Raw genomic sequence first — 20,958 nt, 5'->3', positions numbered from 1 at the left:
TTTAAGATGTCCAGTCCATATCTGCTTTGAGCGGTTTGCTCAAGTCCACCTTCTCCATATAGACTGCGTTTGATTCTCCGTTTACTGTAATCTGAACTTTTGAAGCTTCTGTTCCTTCAACGAGAGAATTTACAATCGAATAGACCGCGACTTCCGGCAGCACATCACACGTACTGTTTAAAAATTCACTGTCGAAATTCACATAACAGATCCCGTCTTTGATCGTAACCCCCAATAGATTCGCCGACGGATTGATCGTTGGATAAACGCCGTCCTTTTTCGGTCCTTGCATCAATTTCTCAACGATCAGTTTCTCCTTGGAAATATTGCTGCTATATTTTACATCCATTGTCTGTTCTACTAATTTATCGCCCTTTTCATTTGCAAAATATAATTTTAAAGAAGTACTCTGATAGGAACTGGGAGAGGAGCCTGCATTTTGTACAAAATCATCTGCATTCATCATCCCGATTTCTTTTCCTTCGCTGTCACGGATCGGGTCGCCTTCCACACTAAAGCATACTCCATTTATCCCTTTTATCTCCAAAAGGGACTGCACGGAAGCTGCACGCACCAATTTTTCTTCCACCGGGTCGATCTTCGCATATTCTTTATTAAAATCAATATATAGTATGCTTCCTTTTAACCGGCACTCTTTCACTTTCACATCTTTTGGAAAAACCGTTGTATAGGCAATATCCTGGGCAGGCCTCTTTAATTCTTTAAGCATTTCTTCCGCACATTCTTCCGCTTCCGACTTTTTCTGCTCGTATGTGACTTTGACAAGCCCCGTCCTGTCTTCATTCAGGCAATAAATGAAGGGATCCCCCTCTTTTACATCCGTACGCTTATTGCAGCCAGACAGAAGTACGATAAAAAAGACTATACAAAATATCTGTAAAATTCTTTTCCTTTTATCCACTGCTTTTTCTGCCTCCTTTAAACCGCCGCATAGATCAGAGGAATACGTACCGTAAACGTCGTTCCTTCCCCTTCGCTGCTGTATACTTTCACCGAGCCACGATGCATGATGACCGCTCCCCTCACAATGGACAATCCAAGACCTGTTCCACCCATCTCCCGTGAGTGGGATTTATCCACCCGGTAGAATCGCTCAAAAATATGTTCTTGATCTTCTTTTGGAATACCGATGCCAGAATCCGCTACCTTTACATAAAAGTATTTATGATCCGCATTCAAAGATACATGTACCCACCCATTTTCATGATTATATTTCAAAGCATTCTCCACCAGATTCGAAAAAGCAAGCGATAACTTCATCTCATCAATCTCCGCCACCACTGGACGAAAACTTTCCAATACGACTTCTACGTTCTTTTTCTCCGCTATTGGTTTCAACCGTTTTAATATCTGCTCCAACATCTCATTGATCTGAACGGAAGTTATATTTAAGGTTGTTCCCTTTTTATCCATCTTTACAAGAGACAAAAGATCCGTGATGATATCATTTTCTCGATCTATTTCTTTAGCTATATCCCCCATAAATTCCTGATATAATTCTACCGGCACTTCTTTTTGCGCCAGGAGCGAATCTGCCAGTACTTTCATGGACGTAAGGGGTGTCTTTAATTCATGAGATACATTGGAGACGAATTCCTCTCTGGAATCATCCAGCTGTTTTAGTCTGCCCAACATTTTATTGAACGCCTCGCTCAGCATCCTTGTCTCTGTAAATGTATCTTCATGCAGCACGTCATCCTCATAGCCTTCTGATACATTCTCAATGGATTTTGTAATCTTGTGCAAAGGACGTACCATTCTGTCCGCGATCAGGATCCCGAATGCTGCTACAAAGATCAACACTCCTGCGATGATAACAAGACTATTTGTCTTAAGAATCTTCAGATTGTTTTTGACCGTATCGGTAGAAACGCTTGCCAGCATAACTCCTGTGATCTCTTTCCCTTTAGGATCCAGGATCGGAGAAGCGACTTCAATATACTGGTTCCTGCTGTCGTAAATGTTTATGCTGTTTCCTTTCATACATTCCACAACATTTTCTGAGACGATCGTCTTGCCTTCATCTAAATCGTATGTATCCTTGATCACTTTTAGATCACTATTGACGATCATGACACGCCCATTATAAATATTCGTAAGTTGTAATAAATTTGCATTGATAACTTCGGAAGAAGGATCCGTCAGATAGTGATAACGATTCAACTGATCACTTAGAATTGTACATTGATTTTGAATCTCTGCGGTCCGCACAGAAATCTCTCTGGCCTCATATGCCTTTGTGATCCCTAGATAAGCGCCTGCACAGGGCAGGATCCCTGCGCAGAAGATCACCAATATGATACGAAACCGCAGATTCTTTATGATCTTATCTTTTATTTTGAAACGAACTTTAACCCTGGAAATAATAACCCACTCCCCACTTTGTATGTACATATTTTGGTTCACTCGGCTTGATCTCTATCTTTTCTCGCAGACGCCGTATATGCACATCTACCGTTCTTGCATCTCCTGGATAATCATACCCCCATATCAGATTCAAGAGATTTTCTCTACTATAGACCTTATTTGGATTCATCGCCAACAGTTCCAGCACGTCAAATTCTTTTGCCGTCAGATTGATCTCTTTCTCACCAATGAATACCCGCCTGCTCTCACAGTCAATGCGCATAGCGCCTTTTACGAGTATTGTGCTGTTAGGTGTTTCTTTTTTCTTGGACGTCCTGCGCATGATCGCCTTGATCCTAGCCTTCACTTCCAAAATATTAAATGGCTTGGTGATATAATCATCCGCCCCGTATTCCAGCCCCAGTATTTTATCCATATCTTCGCTTTTTGCCGTCAGCATGACTACTGGCATATCTGAAAATTCACGGATCTGCTGACAGACCTGGAAGCCGTCCAGTTTAGGAAGCATAACATCCAGAAGCACCAGGTCATATTCACAGTTCCTTGCATACCGTAAAGCTTCTTCCCCATCATAGGCACAGTCCACTTCCATGCCATCCTGCTCAAGGCTGAAGCGTATCCCCTTCACGATCAATTTTTCATCATCTACTACCAAGATTTTCTTACTCATACTCCTCGTCGTCCTATCTCCCTTACCTATACCGTAATCTTGTCTTTTATTTTATTAAATACTCCCTCCTTGATTCCCTCAACGTTCATCACTTCCTCGATCGTTTGAAACTCCCCGTTTTCCTCTCTGTATCTTATGATACTTTGAGCCTTTGCGTCACCGATTCCGCTTAAAGTTTTGAGTTCCTCCAGTCCAGCCGTATTCATATTTATCTTTCCCTGCTCACTGTTATCCGAACCTGCCGTTCCTTCCACAACCCCGTCCGAATCCGCCGCATTTTCAAGCAAGCCCTCTGCAGCTTCTTCTTTTGTGGGCACATAGATACGCCCGCCGTCCTCGATCTTTCCCGCCTGGTTTAAGATCTCCTGCGCCGCTTCTTCCTTCATGCCGCCTGCAGCTTCGAGCGCTTCATATACGCGCGCGCCGCTGTCTAATTCATATACTCCCGGAGACACAACCGCTCCGCATACATAGACAAAAACCGTGTCTGCTTCCCGACCGATTTCTTTCTCTTTGTCTGCCTCTTGTCCTTCTCCCGTATCCGTATCGTTCTCTTCTGTCTCCTCTGCAGCTGCCTTTATATCCGCCTCCTGCAAAGGAGCTGTTTCTTTCCCTTTGCAGCCGGATACTAAAATGCCTGCGCATACTGCTGCCGCGATCCACAGAAAAGTTCTTCTTTTTTGTCTGTCTTGCATACTCTTTCCTCCCAGTCTGTAAAACTGAAGGAATACCCCTTTATGCCGGACAATCATATTGTAACGAATCCCGTACCAAATTACAATACATAAATTACATTTTTGTTACAGCTTTGTTACAGCAGACTTGTTCTGTTTTATTCCCATTGGAAGATGGCTATCCCGATCAAAGCAAGCGCAAGACCTCCCACTTTTCTCATATCCAGAGGCTCTTTCTCCACACCAAAAATCCCCAGCAGCTCGATCACATATGCGACGGTCAACTGTGCGATCACTATCAAAAGCGCAGCTTTCGCGGGTCCTAAAACTCCCATGCTCTTGATCACTGTCCAGGTGATACCTGCGCCGATGACACCGCCTAACAACATATATTTCGGCTCCACTTTTGCGATCGCAGATATACTGTCACGTCCGTTAAACAGCCATAAAAGAAAACAAACGCCAAAAGCACTCAGCTGCACCCAAGCATTACTGACCCACATTCCTGTCGTCTTTGTCACCTGTGTATTAAATACTCCCTGCACACTCATCAATGCTCCTGAAAGAAGCGCGATCAAAAAACCAGCCATTGGTCATACCTCCTTATTTCTTCTAGGTTCTCCGGATAGTATTTCCCAACAGCTGGTATTTCATTCTACTGTATTTGTTTTAAAGCATTCCGCAGTTTACAGACCATTTCGTCAATGTGCTTTTCTTCCGCGATCAAAGGCGGTAGGAAACGGATGACATTTCCCTGTGCCTGGATCACAAGCAGTCCTTCTTCCAACGTTTTAGCATTGATTTCTGACACCGGTCTTGAAAAAACTAAGCCCTGCATAAAGCCTTTTCCCCTGCGCCCTGTCACAAAGGCAAATTCCTCTGCGATTTCCTCTAACCTTTTCTCAAGATAAGGCGCTGTCCTTTTCACATGGCCGACAATATCGTCTCTTTCAAAAATTTCGATTGCTTTTTTGACTGCTGTGCAGGCAAGTGGATTGCCTCCATATGTCGCCCCGTGGTCTCCTGGTTTTAAAGAATATTCCGCCACTTCTTCTGTCATGGCAAAGGCGCCCACCGGAATCCCGTTTCCAATCGCTTTTGCCATTGTCAGGATATCCGGCTTAACGCCAAATCCTTGCCATGCAAACATACTGCCTGTCCTGCCCATGCCGCACTGCACTTCATCACAGATCATCAGTATCCCCTTTTCATCGCAGAGCCTGCGGATCCCCTCCATAAATTCCTGTGTAGCAAGGTTGATCCCGCCCTCTCCCTGCAAGGGTTCCAGTATGATCGCACAGGTTTTCTCGCTCACAAGTTCTTTCACACTATCCAGATCATTAAACCTGGCAAATTTCACACCGGGAAGCACCGGTTCAAAGGGCTCTCTGTAAGCCTCGTGCCCTGTCACGGAAACTGCGCCGAAACTGCGCCCGTGAAAGGAATTATCCATGGCGATAAACTCATAGCGTCCTGTCTTTTTTGTATAGGCATATCTGCGCGCCGCTTTGAGCGCCCCTTCATTCGCTTCGCTTCCACTGTTCGTAAAAAAAACCCGATCCATGCCGGAAATACGATTTAGTTCCTTTGCCGCCTCTCCGCATGTTTCGTGATAATATAAATTAGAGATATGACAGATCTTATCGATCTGCTCTTTCAAAGCTTCCTGAAACTCTGTATTGCCGTATCCCAGACCGCATACCGCAAATCCGGCCGCAAAGTCCAAGTACTCTTTGCCCTCTGTATCGTACAGATACATGCCTTTCCCATGATCAAGGGCAATCGGAAAACGATTATATACGTGGATCAGATTTTCTTCCGCTGCCTGTATCTTACTGTTCACCATCATAATACCTGCTTTCTTTCTCATGTAATATAGCTGTCCCGATCCCTCTATTTGTAAAGATCTCCAAAAGGAGGCAGTGCGGGATTCTGCCGTCTAGGATATGCACCCTGGAAACGCCATTTTTGATAGCATCTATGCAGTTTTGCAGCTTTGGAAGCATGCCGCCTCCTATATATCCTTCTGCCATCAGTTTTTCTGCTTCTTCCACGCACAGTTCTGAAATCAGTGTGGAAGGATCTTTTGGATCTTTATATACGCCTTCTATATCCGTCAAAAACGCCAGTTTCTCCGCATGCATCGCCCGTGCGATCGCACATGCGGCATCATCCGCATTAATATTATATGTATGATACGCATCATCTAATCCAACCGGACAAACAATCGGCAAAAAGTCTTTTTCCAGCAGATCATACAAGATCTCCGCATTAACTTGTTTAATTTCTCCTACATAGCCGATGTCTTCTCCCTGCGCATATTTTTTCTCTACTTTCAGTAAAGCGCCGTCTTTACCGCTGATGCCAATGGAGCGCACGCCAAGCTGTTCCACCATCTGCACAAGGCTCTTGTTTACTTTGCCAAGAACCATCTCTGCTACTTCCATTGTCTCCTCGTCCGTCACACGCAGGCCGTTTACAAAATGGGGTTCCATTCCTACTTTTCCGACCCATCTGCTGATCTCCTTACCGCCTCCGTGCACAATGATCGGCTTAAAGCCGACTAGCTTGAGCAGTGTAACATCCTCGATCACTCTTTTTTTCAGATTCTCATCTACCATTGCGCTTCCGCCATATTTCACCACGATGATCTTGCGGTTGAAACGTTGGATATAGGGCAGCGCTTCGATCAACACCTGTGCCTTTTCCAGATATTGCTGCATATTCTCATTCATTTTCTCCTACTTCCTCTCTTCCTGCTATTTCTCTCTTAACTTCTGTAATCTGCATTGATATCGATATATCCGTGCGTCAGATCACACCCCCATGCAGACGCCTGCTCTTTTCCTTCCTTTACATCCGCCGTCACGGTGATCTCTGGACAGGATAAGATCTCCGTCGCCTTTTCTTCACTATAAGCAAGGGCTTTTCCGTTCTGGATTATGGCGATCTTTCCGGCTGCACTTTCAAATACAAGGTCTACTTTTTCAGGGTCAAACGCCGTCCCTGCATATCCCATTGCACAGAGGATCCTTCCCCAGTTCGCGTCATGTCCTGCGATCGCCGCTTTTGTCAGATTAGAGCACACGATTGATTTTGCAAGTGTCTTCGCCTGCTCCTTCGTCTTTGCTCCTATTACCTTTGCCTCCAAAAGCGCTGTTGCACCCTCTCCGTCCCCGGCAATCTTCTTTGCCAGATATTCATTGACATAATGCAGTGCCTCTTTAAATTCCTCATATTCTTTCGTATCCAGCTTTATCTTCTTATTGTCCGCCATGCCGTTTGCAAGCAAAAGGACTGTATCATTGGTAGAAGTATCTCCATCTACGGAGATCATATTGTACGTATCTGATACATCCGCGCTTAAAGCTGCCTTCATCGCCTTTCTGGAGATTACAGCATCTGTGGTAAGAAAAGCAAGCATAGTGCACATATTAGGATGTATCATACCAGAGCCTTTAGCCATACCGCCGATCGTCACTTTTTTTCCGCCGATCTCAATAGTAACCGCAATCTCCTTCTCACATGTATCCGTTGTCATGATCGCCTTTGCCGCATGAGTTCCGTCCTCTATCGTGTGTCCTTTTTGTTCTGCTAAGATACGAATGCCATTTTTTACTTTTTCCATTGGAAGCTGCATGCCAATGACTCCTGTTGATCCAAGAAGAATGCCTTTTTCATCCACTCCTAATATATCTGCCGCTTTTTTAGCTGTTTCTTCACAGTATCCCATGCCTTCTTCTCCTGTACAGGCATTGGCAATCCCGGAATTAATCACGACTGCCTGTGCTTTCACCTTTTCTTCTACGATCCTTTGATCCCATTTTACAGGCGCCGCTTTCACCACGTTTGTTGTAAAAGTCCCGGCTGTTTTGCACGGCTTTAGGCTATATATGAGAGCCATATCCGTTCTATCTTGATATTTGATGCCTGCCGCAGCTGAAGCTGCTTCAAAACCTTTTGCCGCGGTTACACCGCCTTTGATCACTTCCATATTTCTTTTCCTTTCTTTTGTCATATACTGTTTAAATTCTGTTGCCTCTACTGCTCATTGAACGCCGTGATATTCTTCTCATTCAATGTAAAATCATAATAGTTTAGATCCAATCTTTCCGTCCAGCCTATGGTATTCCAAAATGCATTTCCCACATCATTTTTTGTAAATGCGATCAGAGACACTTTATTGATCTTCTCCGCCTTAAGCGCCTGCATCGACTGCACGACCATCGCTTTGCCGATCCCACGGCGCCGGTATTTTTCATCTACACAGACATGATATAAGCAGCCTCTGCGTCCATCATGCCCGCAGAGAATACTTCCCACGATTTTTCCATCCTCCACAGCGACCACACTTGTCGTCGGATTCCGCTTTAAGAACCGTTCTACCCCACTCTTAGAATCGTCAATGCTGCGTATCCCAAAGCCTTTGATCTTTTTCCAGAGTGCATAGACCCCGTCATAATCTTCTATCTTCATTTCCCGTATCATGCTTCTGCTTTCCTTTCCTGTCTACTCTTCTTTCTACTGTCTAAGGGAACATAGGGACAAGATCGAGGCCTTCTTCTTCCTTCAGGCCAAATACTAAGTTCATATTCTGTACTGCCTGTCCCGCCGCGCCTTTTACGAGATTATCGATCGCCCCCATCATAATGATGCGGCCGGTCCTTTTGTCGATCTGGAAACCAATATCTGCATAATTGCTGCCTTCCACCCATTTTGTCTCCGGGTATGCCCCGTCTCCGAGCACACGGATAAAGGTTTCTTTTCCATAATAACTGTTATATATCTCTTGTATTTCCTGTGCGCTGATGTCTTTTTTCAAATCTGCATATTCTGTCACAAGGATACCCCTGTTCATCGGAACAAGATGAGGCGTAAAATTCAATACCACTTTTTTCCCGGACGCATAGCCTAATTGTTCTTCTATCTCCGGAGTATGCCGATGTGTTGTCACCCCGTAGGCTTTCATATTCTCATTCACTTCGCAAAACAGATTCGCTGTCTTAGCGCCTCTGCCTGCTCCGGACGTCCCGGATTTTGCATCAATGATCAATGTATCCATATCAATCATCCCTTCTTTTGCCAGAGGATATGCAGTCAGGATAGAACAAGTCGTATAGCATCCCGGATTTGCTACAAGGCGCGCCTTTTTTATCTTTGCCCTGTTCACCTCGCATAGACCGTATACTGCTTCTTCAATAAACTGCGGCGCCTTATGTTCGATTTTATACCATTCTTCATATGTATTTACATCTTTGATCCTAAAATCTGCACTCAGATCAATGATCTTTGTCTTGGAAAGTATCTCCTCATTGACAAGTGAAGCGCAAAAGCCCTGCGGGGTTGCCGTAAAAATAACATCTGCCTTCTCTGCAAGTTCTTCCATATTATCATCCATACAGGCAGCATCCACAATCTGAAACATATTTCTATATACACTGGCATACGGTTTCTCTATATAGCTTCTGGAACCATACCATACGATCTCTACTTCCTTATGTCTGCTTAAAATGCGGACTAATTCGGCGCCTGCATATCCTGTCGCCCCTATGATCCCTGCTTTTATCATTTTTAAACACCCTTTCTTGTTTTATATTTTCTAATCATAAACCTCATTTAATAGGAAGTAAAGTATTTTCTTTCTGAAACTCCCTCTTATATTTACGCATAATTATACATCTTATATGTATATTATGCAAGTATTTATTTTCGTACATGCACAGTGGAGTTATAGGCACATTTCACCTCTATTTCCATAAATATACAAAAAACGACAAAGAGGATATGCGCTATACATACTGCGCGTTCCCTTTGCCGTTTCACTTTATACTCTACGACCTAATCTGTCCGTCTCCGAATATGATATATTTTGTTGTGGTCAATGCCTTCAGACCCATTGGCCCTCTCGCATGGAGTTTTTGGGTGCTGATCCCGATCTCAGCGCCAAAGCCAAATTCAAAGCCGTCTGTAAATCTTGTAGAGGCATTCACATATACTGCTGCCGCATCGATCTCATCCTGAAATTTCAACGCATGATTATAATCTTGTGTGACGATTGCTTCCGAATGTCCTGTATTATACAAGTTGATATGTGCGATCGCCTCGTCAATAGAATCTACGACCTTCACCGAGATAATGGCATCCAGATATTCTGTCCCCCAATCCTGCTCTGACGCCGGGATAATTGACTCACTGACGAGACATGCCCGTTCGTCTCCGCGCACTTCTACTCCATGCATCTTTAAACGTTCTACAATACCCGGCAGCATGTCCAGTGCGTGTGCATGAATGACTAGTGATTCGCATGCATTGCACACGCCCATCCGCTGTGTCTTTGCATTTTCAATAATGTCTGCAGCCATTTTTCTGTCCGCAGATTCATCGACATAAATATGACAATTTCCCGTTCCTGTCTCAATGACCGGAACCGTGCTGTTTTCCACTACATTCGCGATCAGACTGGCGCCGCCTCTTGGAATCAGCACATCGATCAGACCGTGCATCTTCATCATATCCTGCACCACTTCCCGGCTTGTATCTTCTACTAAAAGGATCAGATCCTGCAGCAGTTTTTCTTTTCTAAGGCCCGCTTTAATCGCAGAGACGATCGCCTGATTGGAATGAATCGCATCACTTCCTCCACGCAGGATAACTGCATTTCCAGTTTTAAAACACAGACCGAACGCGTCTGCCGTCACATTCGGTCGAGACTCGTAAATGATCCCTACCACACCGATCGGCACTCTTTTTTCGCCAATCCTAAGCCCGTTTGGTCGATTTTTCATAGAAAGAACCTCTCCCACTGGACTTTCCAGGGCAGATACTTGTCTTAATCCTTCTGCCATATCCTCGATCCGCTTCTCGTTGAGTTGCAGTCTGTCTAAAAGAGACTGTTTGATTCCTTTCTCTCTTGCTGTTTTCATATCCTTTTCATTTTCCTCTAAGATATGCTTCTTTTGCAGTAGTAATTCTTCTGCCGCCGCTCTAAGCCCTCTGTCCCGTTGGGTTCCTCCTATCCTGGCTGCTTTCACAGATGCCGCTTTCGCGCGTTTTGCAAGCGTCTCCATATAGTTTTCCATTCTGATTTCCTCCTTATAACAGATTTCCCGGCCTTATTGCTCTTTTTGTTCTTCTACTTGTTTCTTTTCTTCCCCCGCATTTATCAAAGCCTCTACTTTTTCTGTATTAGCCAATGGTTTTGCCGCCTCTTTTTTCTGCCGCTTTGCCTGCCTGCGGTACTGTGCCTTTTCCGGAGACATCTCCATCTTCATTTCTTTCCTGTGCTCTTTCGATAAAAATAATGTCCCTATCTTTTTTCCCGCCATAATATCATTGATCGTATAAATATTATCCCCATTGGCGATCACCATGTCCGCGCCGATGCCTGTGGCGATTTTCGCTGCCTTGATCTTTGTTGCCATCCCGCCTGTTCCATATTCGCTGGAAGCCCCTTTTGCCATCTGTTCTAACTTTCCATCGATCGTGGAGACAGTATGTATGAACCGTGCATTTGGATTCTTTTTTGGATCGTCCGTATACAACCCTTCTATATCAGACATTAAGATCAACAGATCTGCATCCACCAACTTTGCCACATATGCCGCCAGTGTATCGTTGTCTCCAAAATTACCATATGCTAGTTCATCTACAGAGATCGCATCATTTTCATTTACGATCGGCACGACTTTCATACGGAATAATTCATCAAATGCCTGCCTTGCATTCCTTCTGCACTCTTTATTTGTGATCGACTCCTTTGTCAGAAGAACTTGTGCCGTCAGCTGGCTGTACTCATTAAATAATTTCTCATAGATCATCATCAGCCTGCCCTGTCCGACTGCGGCACATGCCTGCTTCGCAGCTTCTGTCTCCGGTTTATGTTCCAAGCCCAGCACATTTCTTCCTATCCCTACCGCGCCCGAGGAGACGACGATCACTTCTTTGCCTTTATTTCTCAGATTAATCAGTATTCTTACAAATTTCTCCAACTTATCCAGATTGATGTTCCCTGTCTCATCATATGTGATCGTCGTTGTACCTACCTTAATCACAATTCTTTTCTTTCCACTAAGTATCTCTTTTCTGTCCATGTTCATTTTCCTTTCCTGTCCCACAGATCAAAATGAACCGAAATGCCCATACAAAATGCAAAAAGGGCAGAAGCATACAGCTATACTTCCACCCTTTGTATTCTCAGTTTCCAAATGATCCGTACAACAATACCCTTTTTCATCTGCTTATTTTGTTTTCAACTGTGACACACCCCAAAGGGATTACCTGTGCACGGCACAAAAACAACACTGTCAGCAAGCGGCAGAGTACGAAAATTATCCATGATGACAAAACTACTTTTTCTTTTATCCATCACTGAAACCCCAATCATTTGTACCTATTGTTAATCATATCATCTTTTACTTATGTTTATATTTTACTCATAACCGGAGGTTTGTCAACTCTTTTTTCCCTTTATCAAGATTCCTCCTATACTCTTTTTGCGGCGTACATACCCAGCACGATTCCCGCAAAACAGAACAATACGCTGCATACGGTATATGCCGCGCTCAAGAAATACTGCTTTTCATGGAACAGCTGATACGCTTCCAAAGAAAAGGTGGAAAATGTTGTAAACCCACCACACACCCCGGTTTTCAAAAATAGAAGAAGATACTGGGGCATCTCCCTTCGTACCGCAGTTCCTGCAATAAAACCGATCGCTAATGCTCCAAGCACATTCGTCGCCAGCGTAAGCACAGGAAAAGGCGACCTGCACGGAAGAAGACTGATCGCATATCTTAACATTGCTCCTGTCGCCCCGCCAAGTCCTACAAATATAAAACCCATCAATACTACCTTCTCCTTTTCTATCTTGCTGCCTGATAGATCTTATACATATCTTCCCGATCCAGTTTTTTCACACAGCCGATCGTGCGCTGTCTGTCAAAACTGCATTTGTCCGCCAGTTTTTCTATCTGTTCCTCCGTCGGTTCAATGCCCAACTCATGTATAGACACCGGCATATCGATAGAACGATAAAAGTCCTCCATCGCCTCAATCCCTTTTCTTCCGGTCTCCAAGAGATCTGTTCCCTTCTCTATGCCCATGACCTTCTCTGCAAACTGTGCAAATCTTTCTGGACGTGCATCCAGCACATACCGTGCCCAGCTTCCCCATACGGCAGCAAGCCCGGCTCCATGGGCCACATCAAACATACCGCCAAGTTCATGTTCTAACTGATGGCTCGCCCAGTCTCCTCCATCCGTTCCGCATCCCATCAGTCCGTTATGTGCAAGGCTGCCTGCCCACATAACCTCAGCCCTTGCCTCATAATTATCCGGTTCTTCTTTCAAGATCTTTGCATTCTTCATGACCGTGCGGATCAAGTGTTCACTGAAACCATCTGTTAGTTCCATATTATCCACCCGGTTAAAATAACGCTCCATCGTATGCATCATAATGTCTACACAACCGCTGGCTGTCTGATACGCCGGCAGTGTCATCGTAAGTTCTGGATCCATAACTGCGAACTTGGCACGACAGTATTCGCTGTTGCATCCCCGCTTCTTCCATCCCTCTTCATTCGTGATAACAGAAGAATTACTCATCTCTGACCCTGCTGCCGCAATCGTCAGAACTACACCGATTGGAAGACAGTTCTTAGGCGCACGCTTTTTCTCATAAAAATCCCATACATCTCCTTCATTTGTCATACCATATCCGATGGCTTTTGCCGAATCGATCACACTTCCTCCGCCTACTGCAAGAATAAAATCCACCTTTTCTTTCCTGCACAGCCCAATCCCTTCATATACAAGAGACAATCTTGGATTCGGAACAACACCGCCTAAAGATACATAGGAGATCCCGGCCTCCTCCAAGGATACATAGATCCGATCCAGAAGTCCGCTTTTTTTCACACTCCCGCCGCCGTAATGTACCAGTACTTTCGTACAATGCTGTTCTTTTACCAAATCTCCGACCTGTTTCTCAGTTCCCCTGCCAAAAACCACTTTTGTCGGTGTGTAATACAAAAAATTTTCCATGACTATCCTATCTCCTTTTCTTCATTTATTATATCTATCTGACATGCCTTCATTGCCTCCAGGGCTGTTTTATGGCTATGCACAGTAACTCCGGCGCACAGAGACGCGTCTACTTTGATCTCTGTCTCCGGCAGAAGCGCTTTGATAAAAAGCGCATTGGAAATCACACATATATCCGTACAAAGACCTGCCAAGGTAATGCTTTCGATTTCTGTTTTATTTTCTTTTAATCGCAGTAAGTACTGCGCAAGCTCCCGGCTTGCGAAAGTGGGTTTGTCAAATATCCTCCTGTTAGTTTTGCCCCAGTCTTTTTCTGACATTTTTTCTGCTTGTTCTTCCAAAGCCCGCGCGATCAAAGAATGCAGCTGCCATCCTCTTGTACCGGCAATGCAGTGCACTACAGGAAGTTTCTTTCCTTCCAGCGTAGACAAGTAATCCTCTCCGTGCGTATCCCTTGTCGCCAGGACCATTCCGTCGAACTCTTTGATCTTCTCTGCCAGCCGACCTGTCAGTGCATGTGCTTCCTTCGTTCCTAAAGAACCATCAATAAAATCATTCTGCATATCTACTACGATCAATACCTGCATATATTTCCTCCTTTTCCATATCGATCCCCATACAATTTCCGTGCTTCTTTTGTACTGCGCTTTATAAATTCCGTCTTTCCTTCTGTGTAGGCATTCCGGTTATATTCATATTTCTCTTTCAATTTTCTTTTCAATGCGGCATATTCTTCTGCCTTTTTTGTATATTCTCTTAAATAATCCCGAAAATACAGTTCGTCCCAATCCCCATACATTCTAACATGCAGATGAAATACCTTCTTTGCAAAACCGGTTTTTGTATATCCCTTATTAAATACCAGTTTATATTCCGGTGTCTTTTCCTGCGACATACAGATCCATCCTTGTTCTGTAAGCTGCGCTTTCCATCTGGATATATCTGAAATGGAAGACAACTCTGCTAAAATATCAATAGTCGGTTTTGCCAAAAGTCCCGGCACAGACGTGCTCCCTATATGACTGATACGGCAGAGACTCTCACTGGAAAAGATTTGTTCCAGCCTACATTTTTCTTCTGCGTACCATCTTGGATATGCCGGATCATATTCTTTCAATATGATCGGAAATAACTGCCAGAGTTCGGTCAATGTCATTTCTGTCAACTCTTTCACTCTTACATCTCCTTCATTGCTACCCCGTTTTTTAGATCATAATAAAAAATATACTGCTGCATTACTCCTGCATATCCTCTGTATCGTTCAAAAGGAAAACCTTTCTTATATTCCCTTTCTAAAACTTTCTGTATATGGGTATCTACCGGAAATGCATCCAACTTGTGCAGGGCAAACAGACAAATACAGTCCGCCACTTTTGCGCCGATTCCGCACAGCTTCATCAATTCCTTTTTGGCTGTTTCATATTCCATGCCGCTAAGATCGCTAAGCCGTACTTTGCCTTCCGCAACAGCACGCGCCGTTTCTTGTAAATACCGGCTCCTGTATCCCAGTTTCCATTCCCGGAATGTACTTTCCTCCACTTCAGACAATCTCTCTGCCGTCGGAAATGTATAATACACCCTGCCTTCCGGGCTTCTTCTTTCTTCCCCGCATTGTTCACAGAGTATCCGGATAAGCTGTTTGATCCTTGGAATATTGTTCTGCTGCGAAAGAATAAAAGAAACGATCATCTCCCATACATCCTGTCTAAGGATACGGATCCCTTCCCCAAATGCTGCTGCTTTGCTCAAATATGTATCTCCTTTATCAATAGACTCTATATATGTCTCATAGCAAACGTCCAGATCAAAATACATTTTCCAAAAACACGTATATTCTTTTTCTGTACAATAAAAGCTTGTCTTATCTGGGTATTGCTTTATCTTTAAATACTTCTCTCCTGCTATGACTTCATAGATCCTATCCTCTACTCTGTCCAGACGAAAACACTGTCCGGAACCACAGATCTGGTCTATCCGGAAATGATGATTTGGCACTTCTATCTTATGCATAGGCTCTGTCACTCCTTCTTTGACAGTATACCACAAACTCCTCCTGTTGTGATATAATAAAACGAATATGACAAAGGGAGTGAGCATATATGCCCAAAATTTTAATCATTGAAGACGATACAGATATTAACAATATGATCTACGAATTTTTGACAGAACATTCCTTTTCTGCTGTGCAGGCATTCTCCGGTACAGAAGCACGCCTGCTTCTTGACCTGCAGTTTGATTTCAGCCTTATCCTCATGGATCTGATGCTCCCCGGTATTTCTGGCGAAAGCCTTCTTACCCAGATCCGCGGTATCAGCAATATTCCCGTCATCATTTTGTCTGCCAAAAGTGCACTGGACGACAAAGTAGAACTCCTCACCAAAGGAGCCGACGATTATCTGACTAAGCCTTTTGCCTTAGAAGAACTGCTCGTGCGCATACAAGTACAGCTCAGGCACCAGAAGGGCAGTTTCTCCCCGCGTCGGACAGAATACAAAGATTGGACGCTCGACCTGGACTCCCGCCGCCTTCTTATAGATACAAGACCGCTGGAACTTACCGCACATGAGTTTGACATACTTGCCCTTCTCATGCAAAGACCAACTAAAGTATTTACCAAACAAGAAATCTATGAATCTGTTTGGGGAGAGGCCTATGCCATCGAAGACAAGACGATCAATGTCCACATCAGCAATATACGCGCAAAACTAAAGGCCAGCGGCACAGCGGACTACATACAAACCGTATGGGGAATCGGCTTTAAACTTTCTTAAACTTTTCTTTGCGGTTTCTGTAAACTTATACTCTATAATAGCCATATCAATCGAAGGAGGATCACAGAATATGTGTGTAGTAGAATTGTCGTCTGTCTCCAAGGTCTATGGCAGAAAAAGGGCTGTAGACCATCTGGATATGACTGTACACAAAGGAGATATTTATGGTTTTATCGGCAGAAACGGAGCGGGAAAATCCACGACTTTAAAAATGATATGCGGGCTTGCTGCGCCCACAGAAGGAGCGATCCGTCTGTTTGGCAAGACCGGCCACAATGACATCATACGCAAAAGGACCGGCATGCTGATTGAAAATGCCGGTCTGTACCCCGGACTTTCCGCAAGGGAAAACATGCTTTTAAAAGCCAGATGTCTAGGGCTTATCGACGCAAGACAAAAAACAGAGGAACTTTTAGCCTTTACCGGACTTGCAGACACCGGAAATAGGAAGACAAAACACTTCTCTATGGGAATGAAGCAGCGTCTGGGTATTGCCCTTGCCCTGCTCGGCAATCCAGATCTTCTCATCTTGGATGAGCCTATAAACGGATTAGATCCAGAAGGCATACGGGAAATCCGTTCTATGTTGGTACATTTAAATGAAGAACAGGGCATGACGATCATCATCAGTTCCCATATCCTAGGAGAATTAAGCAAAATTGCCTCACGCTATGGAATCATCAAAGACGGAAGTATGATACAGCAGTTACCTGCAGCCCAACTTGCAAAAAACTGCCGGGATTACCTCCTGGTAAGGGTAAACAACGCAAAGTCAGCCTCTGTTCTTTTAGAAGAACATCTGCAGCTTTCGGACTACAAAATATATCCGAACGGGGAGATCCATATTTACTCTCCCTGCGATCCGCAGCTTATCAGCCAGACTTTCTTAGAAAGCGGTATCTCTATACAAGAATTATACCGCCATCAGCAGGATCTGGAATCCTATTTTCTCCATCTGATGGGAGGTGAAGAACATGTTTGATATGCTTCGTATGGACTGCAGAAGAATCTTAAAAAGCAAATCCCTTTATATATGCTTTCTGCTTTTACTTGTCGCTGTCACTGGTTTTCTCTTTACATTTAAACTTTCGATCGACGACCAGATGCGTTCCGCCGCAGAAACAAACGGTATCATTTTTATGATGAACGGAGTAGAAATGAGCGGGGATCAGATTGCCTCGGCATACGCCAAAATACCGGCTGTCGATATCCTATCTACCACGATATTCCGGGGCGGCTTCTTTTTCATCATCATTGCGCTTATGACTTCCTTATTTATCTGTTCTGACTTTGACTGCGGCTTTGCGAAAAATATCTTCTCGCTCAGGAACCGGCGTTTTACGTATATACTCAGCAAATGGATCGTCATACAGGTAGTTTCTGCTGTTTATATTTTACTTTTGATCATAGGATTTATCCTTGCCTGCCGCATGTTTCGACTGCCGTTTATGGAGACTTCTTTCCAGGAGTACGCAAAATTCACTCTGCTCTTCTGGCTGACAGGAAGCGGATTTTCTGCCATGCTGACTTTTGTCTCCATCTTGTTTCGCAATAAGGCCATCTCTGTTGCCGCTGCTCTGCTCCTCGCAAGCGGAACTGCGCTGACAGCACTTGATAGTATTACGTCGGCTCTGCATATTGCTTTTATAAACTATGACTATACACTCTACGGATGTATACAGGACATATCCTTTCCTGTCCCGGCTGAGAAACTCACTCTATGCCTTGGTACCAGTCTGACTTGGCTGCTTATTTGGCTGCTTTTGTCCGTCTTCATCCTACAGAAAAAAGATATCTAGGAGGTTTCATTTATGCTGCTTATTCTGATTCTGTCACTGCTTTCATTACTGCTTCTGTTCGATCTGCTGCGTATTCGTCTACAGCTTAAAAGATGGGCAGAGGAAATAGAAGAAACAGAAACTGGCAGCAATCTGCGCCTCTCCTTAAGCGTGCGCACTCCCAGCCTCAAACGACTGTGCCGGGCTTTCAACGCCCGGCTTTCACAGGAGCAAAAAGCCTATATACAACAGCAGACTGCCGGAAAAGATCTAAAATATACCATTTCCTGTATCTCACATGACATCCGCACTCCCTTGACCGGCGTTTCCGGATACGTGGAATTACTAAACCAGACAACAGACAAAGAAAAAGCCGCGCATTATATACAGATTATACAGAAGCGTCTGCAAGACCTAGAATCTCTTCTCGATGAGCTGTTTCTTTATACAAAGCTGACACAGGAAGAATATGTGCCAGACTTGAAGTCTGTTGCTCCCTATCCCATCCTGTGTGATCTGCTTGCCTCTTTTTATGACCGCATTGCTTCTGCCGGTTTTCGCCTGAACCTTCACTATCCGCAGGAGGCGCTGACAGTATGCGGAAATGAGGACAGCATACGCCGTATCTTCTCGAATCTGTTGAAAAACGCACTTGCCTATGGGACAGATACCATCTCCATTGATCAGAAAGGAACATCTATTACCTTTTCTAACTCTCTTCCAAAAGGCACAAAAATCGATACAGATCGTCTTTTTGAACGCTTTTACAGGGCAGATGCGGCAAGACACAGTACCGGTTCCGGACTCGGGTTGTCTATCGTGGAACATCTGACTCGCAAAATGGGCGGTCAGGTATCTGCGTACCTCTGCGAAAATACTCTGCACATCACTGTCTCTTTCTGTCCAAAACCACTGCCGGCAATAAAAAAGTAGGAAAATCAACTTGGCATAGCTCTAAAATATCTCTTCACTCTTTCTATTAAAAGTATTTTTATGCATATTTTTATGTATAATATTCATTTTTGTTTTTTCTGACTGCCTGTATCTTTTTCTCGTCCTTTATGATTCTTCCCCTATTTTTCTTTCTGTTTCTTTTGTTCCGTCTGCATATTTCTTTCATTTTCTGCATATTTCTATTCCCTTTTCAAAAAACAAGTGCACAGTTCCGGAAAATCCCTCCGCCATCCGCCAAAAATATTTTTTCAGATATATCAAATTTACTATTGCATAATTATTAAATTTAGTGTATAGTATGTGTTAGTTTATTAAGGAAAAGATATATTTAGGAGGCAAATAAAATGAGTAAAGAAAAAGTTGTTTTAGCATATTCTGGCGGTCTTGACACAACTGCCATCATTCCATGGCTGAAAGAGAATTTTGACTATGACGTTATCTGCTGCTGTATCGACTGCGGTCAGGGAGAAGAACTGGATGGTCTGGAAGAAAGAGCAAAATTATCAGGAGCTTCCAAATTATACATTGAAAATATCATCGACGAATTCTCCGACGACTATATCATGCCGTGCGTCAAGGCCGGTGCAGTATATGAAAATAAATATCTGCTCGGTACCTCCATGGCACGTCCTGTCATTGCAAAAAAACTCGTCGAGGTCGCAAGAAAAGAAGGCGCTGTCGCTATCTGTCACGGCGCGACCGGCAAGGGAAATGACCAGATCCGTTTTGAGCTTGGTATCAAAGCTCTGGCGCCGGATATCAAGATCATCGCTCCTTGGCGTATGACGGACATATGGACAATGCAGTCCCGTGAGGAAGAGATCGAATACTGCAAAGAACACGGAATCGATCTTCCATTCGACGCAAAGCATAGTTACAGCCGCGACCGCAATCTGTGGCATATCAGCCATGAAGGGTTGGAATTAGAAGATCCTGCAAATGAACCAAACTATGACGATCTTCTTGTGCTCGGTGTCACACCTGAAAAAGCGCCAGAAGAAGGGGAATATGTAACCATGACATTTGAAGCCGGTGTTCCAAAAACTCTCAACGGCAAAGAAATGAAAGTTTCTGATATCATTACGGAGCTAAATACACTTGGGGGCAAACACGGGATCGGCATTATCGATATTGTAGAAAACCGTGTCGTAGGCATGAAATCCCGCGGCGTCTACGAGACTCCCGGCGGAACCATCCTTATGGCAGCTCACGAGCAATTGGAAGAACTTGTGCTTGACCGCGCTACATATGAAGTAAAGAAAGATCTCGGAAATAAATTTGCACAGATCGTATATGAAGGAAAATGGTTTACCCCGCTGCGCGAGGCGATCCAGGCTTTTATCGATGTGACACAGCAGTATGTGACAGGTGAAGTAAAATTCAAACTGTATAAAGGCAATATCATCAAGGCAGGCGAGACATCCCCTTATTCTCTGTACAGCGAGTCACTGGCAAGCTTTACCACCGGAGAACTCTATGATCATCATGATGCAGAAGGATTTATCAATCTATTTGGGCTGCCGCTGAAAGTACGCGCTATGAAGATGCAGGAAGTAAACGACAAATAGAATTTTCTCACACAGGAACAGCAAAGGAACCGATGCCATCATTTTTGTATCGGTTCCTTTTTGTATTGGATAAAGAATTCTGCCCCGCAAAGAAAGTAATTTCCTATAAAATAAA

22 protein-coding genes are annotated in these 20,958 nt (G+C 44.0%); 5 read left to right on the top strand and 17 right to left on the bottom strand.

Annotated features, from left to right (window positions below):
• Position 1: 1 nt before the first annotated feature.
• The 17 genes from BN3282_RS10195 to BN3282_RS10115 form a co-directional block, all read right to left on the bottom strand.
• A complete protein-coding gene (locus BN3282_RS10195; RefSeq protein ID WP_059068899.1) occupies positions 2 to 922 on the bottom strand; it encodes a GerMN domain-containing protein in 921 nt (306 codons plus the stop codon).
• 17 nt (positions 923 to 939) lie between these two features.
• Positions 940 to 2,415, bottom strand: a complete 1,476-nt coding sequence (locus tag BN3282_RS10190; protein WP_082667523.1) for a sensor histidine kinase — start codon at positions 2,413 to 2,415, stop codon at positions 940 to 942.
• Complete coding sequence (locus BN3282_RS10185) at positions 2,372 to 3,058, bottom strand: response regulator transcription factor (RefSeq protein ID WP_059068897.1); 687 nt, start codon at positions 3,056 to 3,058, stop codon at positions 2,372 to 2,374. Before BN3282_RS10185 ends, BN3282_RS10190 begins: the two co-directional genes overlap by 44 nt.
• A gap of 26 nt (positions 3,059 to 3,084) precedes the next feature.
• Positions 3,085 to 3,753: a helix-hairpin-helix domain-containing protein gene (locus BN3282_RS10180; RefSeq protein ID WP_059068895.1), complete on the bottom strand. Its 669-nt coding sequence runs from the start codon at positions 3,751 to 3,753 to the stop codon at positions 3,085 to 3,087.
• Between the two features lie 137 nt (positions 3,754 to 3,890).
• Entirely contained in the window at positions 3,891 to 4,322 is a 432-nt protein-coding gene (locus BN3282_RS10175; RefSeq protein WP_059068893.1) for a DMT family transporter, read from the bottom strand.
• Positions 4,323 to 4,387: 65 nt separating this feature from the next.
• Complete coding sequence (locus tag BN3282_RS10170) at positions 4,388 to 5,578, bottom strand: aspartate aminotransferase family protein (RefSeq protein WP_059068892.1); 1,191 nt, start codon at positions 5,576 to 5,578, stop codon at positions 4,388 to 4,390.
• The gene (gene argB / locus BN3282_RS10165) at positions 5,565 to 6,467 is read right to left on the bottom strand and encodes an acetylglutamate kinase (RefSeq protein ID WP_059068890.1); all 903 of its coding nucleotides are present in this window, start codon (positions 6,465 to 6,467) and stop codon (positions 5,565 to 5,567) included. Before argB ends, BN3282_RS10170 begins: the two co-directional genes overlap by 14 nt.
• Positions 6,468 to 6,502: 35 nt before the next feature.
• A complete protein-coding gene (gene argJ, locus BN3282_RS10160) occupies positions 6,503 to 7,726 on the bottom strand; it encodes a bifunctional glutamate N-acetyltransferase/amino-acid acetyltransferase ArgJ (RefSeq protein WP_059068889.1) in 1,224 nt (407 codons plus the stop codon).
• A 47-nt stretch (positions 7,727 to 7,773) separates the two neighbouring features.
• Positions 7,774 to 8,220, bottom strand: coding sequence for a GNAT family N-acetyltransferase (locus BN3282_RS10155; protein ID WP_059068887.1), 447 nt, complete (start codon positions 8,218 to 8,220; stop codon positions 7,774 to 7,776).
• A gap of 40 nt (positions 8,221 to 8,260) precedes the next feature.
• Positions 8,261 to 9,301: an N-acetyl-gamma-glutamyl-phosphate reductase gene (argC, locus tag BN3282_RS10150; protein WP_059068885.1), complete on the bottom strand. Its 1,041-nt coding sequence runs from the start codon at positions 9,299 to 9,301 to the stop codon at positions 8,261 to 8,263.
• A gap of 262 nt (positions 9,302 to 9,563) precedes the next feature.
• Positions 9,564 to 10,811 (bottom strand): glutamate-5-semialdehyde dehydrogenase, encoded by a 1,248-nt coding sequence (locus BN3282_RS10145; protein WP_059068884.1) that lies wholly within the window; start codon positions 10,809 to 10,811, stop codon positions 9,564 to 9,566.
• Between the two features lie 33 nt (positions 10,812 to 10,844).
• Complete coding sequence (gene proB, locus BN3282_RS10140) at positions 10,845 to 11,822, bottom strand: glutamate 5-kinase (RefSeq protein ID WP_059068883.1); 978 nt, start codon at positions 11,820 to 11,822, stop codon at positions 10,845 to 10,847.
• Between the two features lie 391 nt (positions 11,823 to 12,213).
• Complete coding sequence (gene crcB, locus BN3282_RS10135; RefSeq protein WP_059068881.1) at positions 12,214 to 12,573, bottom strand: fluoride efflux transporter CrcB; 360 nt, start codon at positions 12,571 to 12,573, stop codon at positions 12,214 to 12,216.
• 20 nt (positions 12,574 to 12,593) lie between these two features.
• On the bottom strand, positions 12,594 to 13,772 hold the full coding sequence (locus tag BN3282_RS10130) for an iron-containing alcohol dehydrogenase (protein WP_059068879.1): 1,179 nt from the start codon (positions 13,770 to 13,772) through the stop codon (positions 12,594 to 12,596).
• 2 nt (positions 13,773 to 13,774) lie between these two features.
• Positions 13,775 to 14,359 carry a cysteine hydrolase family protein gene (locus tag BN3282_RS10125; protein WP_059068877.1) on the bottom strand — a complete coding sequence of 195 codons (585 nt, stop codon included), beginning with the start codon at positions 14,357 to 14,359 and terminating at the stop codon, positions 13,775 to 13,777.
• Positions 14,347 to 14,946: a GrpB family protein gene (locus BN3282_RS10120; protein ID WP_317246560.1), complete on the bottom strand. Its 600-nt coding sequence runs from the start codon at positions 14,944 to 14,946 to the stop codon at positions 14,347 to 14,349. Before BN3282_RS10120 ends, BN3282_RS10125 begins: the two co-directional genes overlap by 13 nt.
• Positions 14,947 to 14,948: 2 nt before the next feature.
• Complete coding sequence (locus tag BN3282_RS10115; protein ID WP_059070373.1) at positions 14,949 to 15,782, bottom strand: DNA-3-methyladenine glycosylase family protein; 834 nt, start codon at positions 15,780 to 15,782, stop codon at positions 14,949 to 14,951.
• A gap of 89 nt (positions 15,783 to 15,871) precedes the next feature.
• Here BN3282_RS10115 and BN3282_RS10110 point away from each other — a divergent pair, with 89 nt between their 5' ends.
• The 5 genes from BN3282_RS10110 (at position 15,872) to BN3282_RS10090 (ending at position 20,843) form a co-directional block, all read left to right on the top strand.
• A complete protein-coding gene (locus tag BN3282_RS10110; RefSeq protein ID WP_059068876.1) occupies positions 15,872 to 16,543 on the top strand; it encodes a response regulator transcription factor in 672 nt (223 codons plus the stop codon).
• Between the two features lie 70 nt (positions 16,544 to 16,613).
• Positions 16,614 to 17,525: an ABC transporter ATP-binding protein gene (locus tag BN3282_RS10105; protein WP_059068874.1), complete on the top strand. Its 912-nt coding sequence runs from the start codon at positions 16,614 to 16,616 to the stop codon at positions 17,523 to 17,525.
• Positions 17,518 to 18,342: an ABC transporter permease gene (locus tag BN3282_RS10100; protein ID WP_059068873.1), complete on the top strand. Its 825-nt coding sequence runs from the start codon at positions 17,518 to 17,520 to the stop codon at positions 18,340 to 18,342. Before BN3282_RS10105 ends, BN3282_RS10100 begins: the two co-directional genes overlap by 8 nt.
• Positions 18,343 to 18,354: 12 nt before the next feature.
• On the top strand, positions 18,355 to 19,254 hold the full coding sequence (locus BN3282_RS10095; protein ID WP_059068871.1) for a sensor histidine kinase: 900 nt from the start codon (positions 18,355 to 18,357) through the stop codon (positions 19,252 to 19,254).
• A gap of 365 nt (positions 19,255 to 19,619) precedes the next feature.
• Complete coding sequence (locus BN3282_RS10090; protein ID WP_059068869.1) at positions 19,620 to 20,843, top strand: argininosuccinate synthase; 1,224 nt, start codon at positions 19,620 to 19,622, stop codon at positions 20,841 to 20,843.
• Positions 20,844 to 20,958 lie beyond the last annotated feature (115 nt).

Source organism: Mediterraneibacter massiliensis, assembly GCF_001487105.1.
Taxonomy (GTDB): Bacteria; Bacillota; Clostridia; order Lachnospirales; family Lachnospiraceae; genus Mediterraneibacter; species Mediterraneibacter massiliensis.
This window is presented reverse-complemented; position numbering and strand designations above follow the sequence as displayed.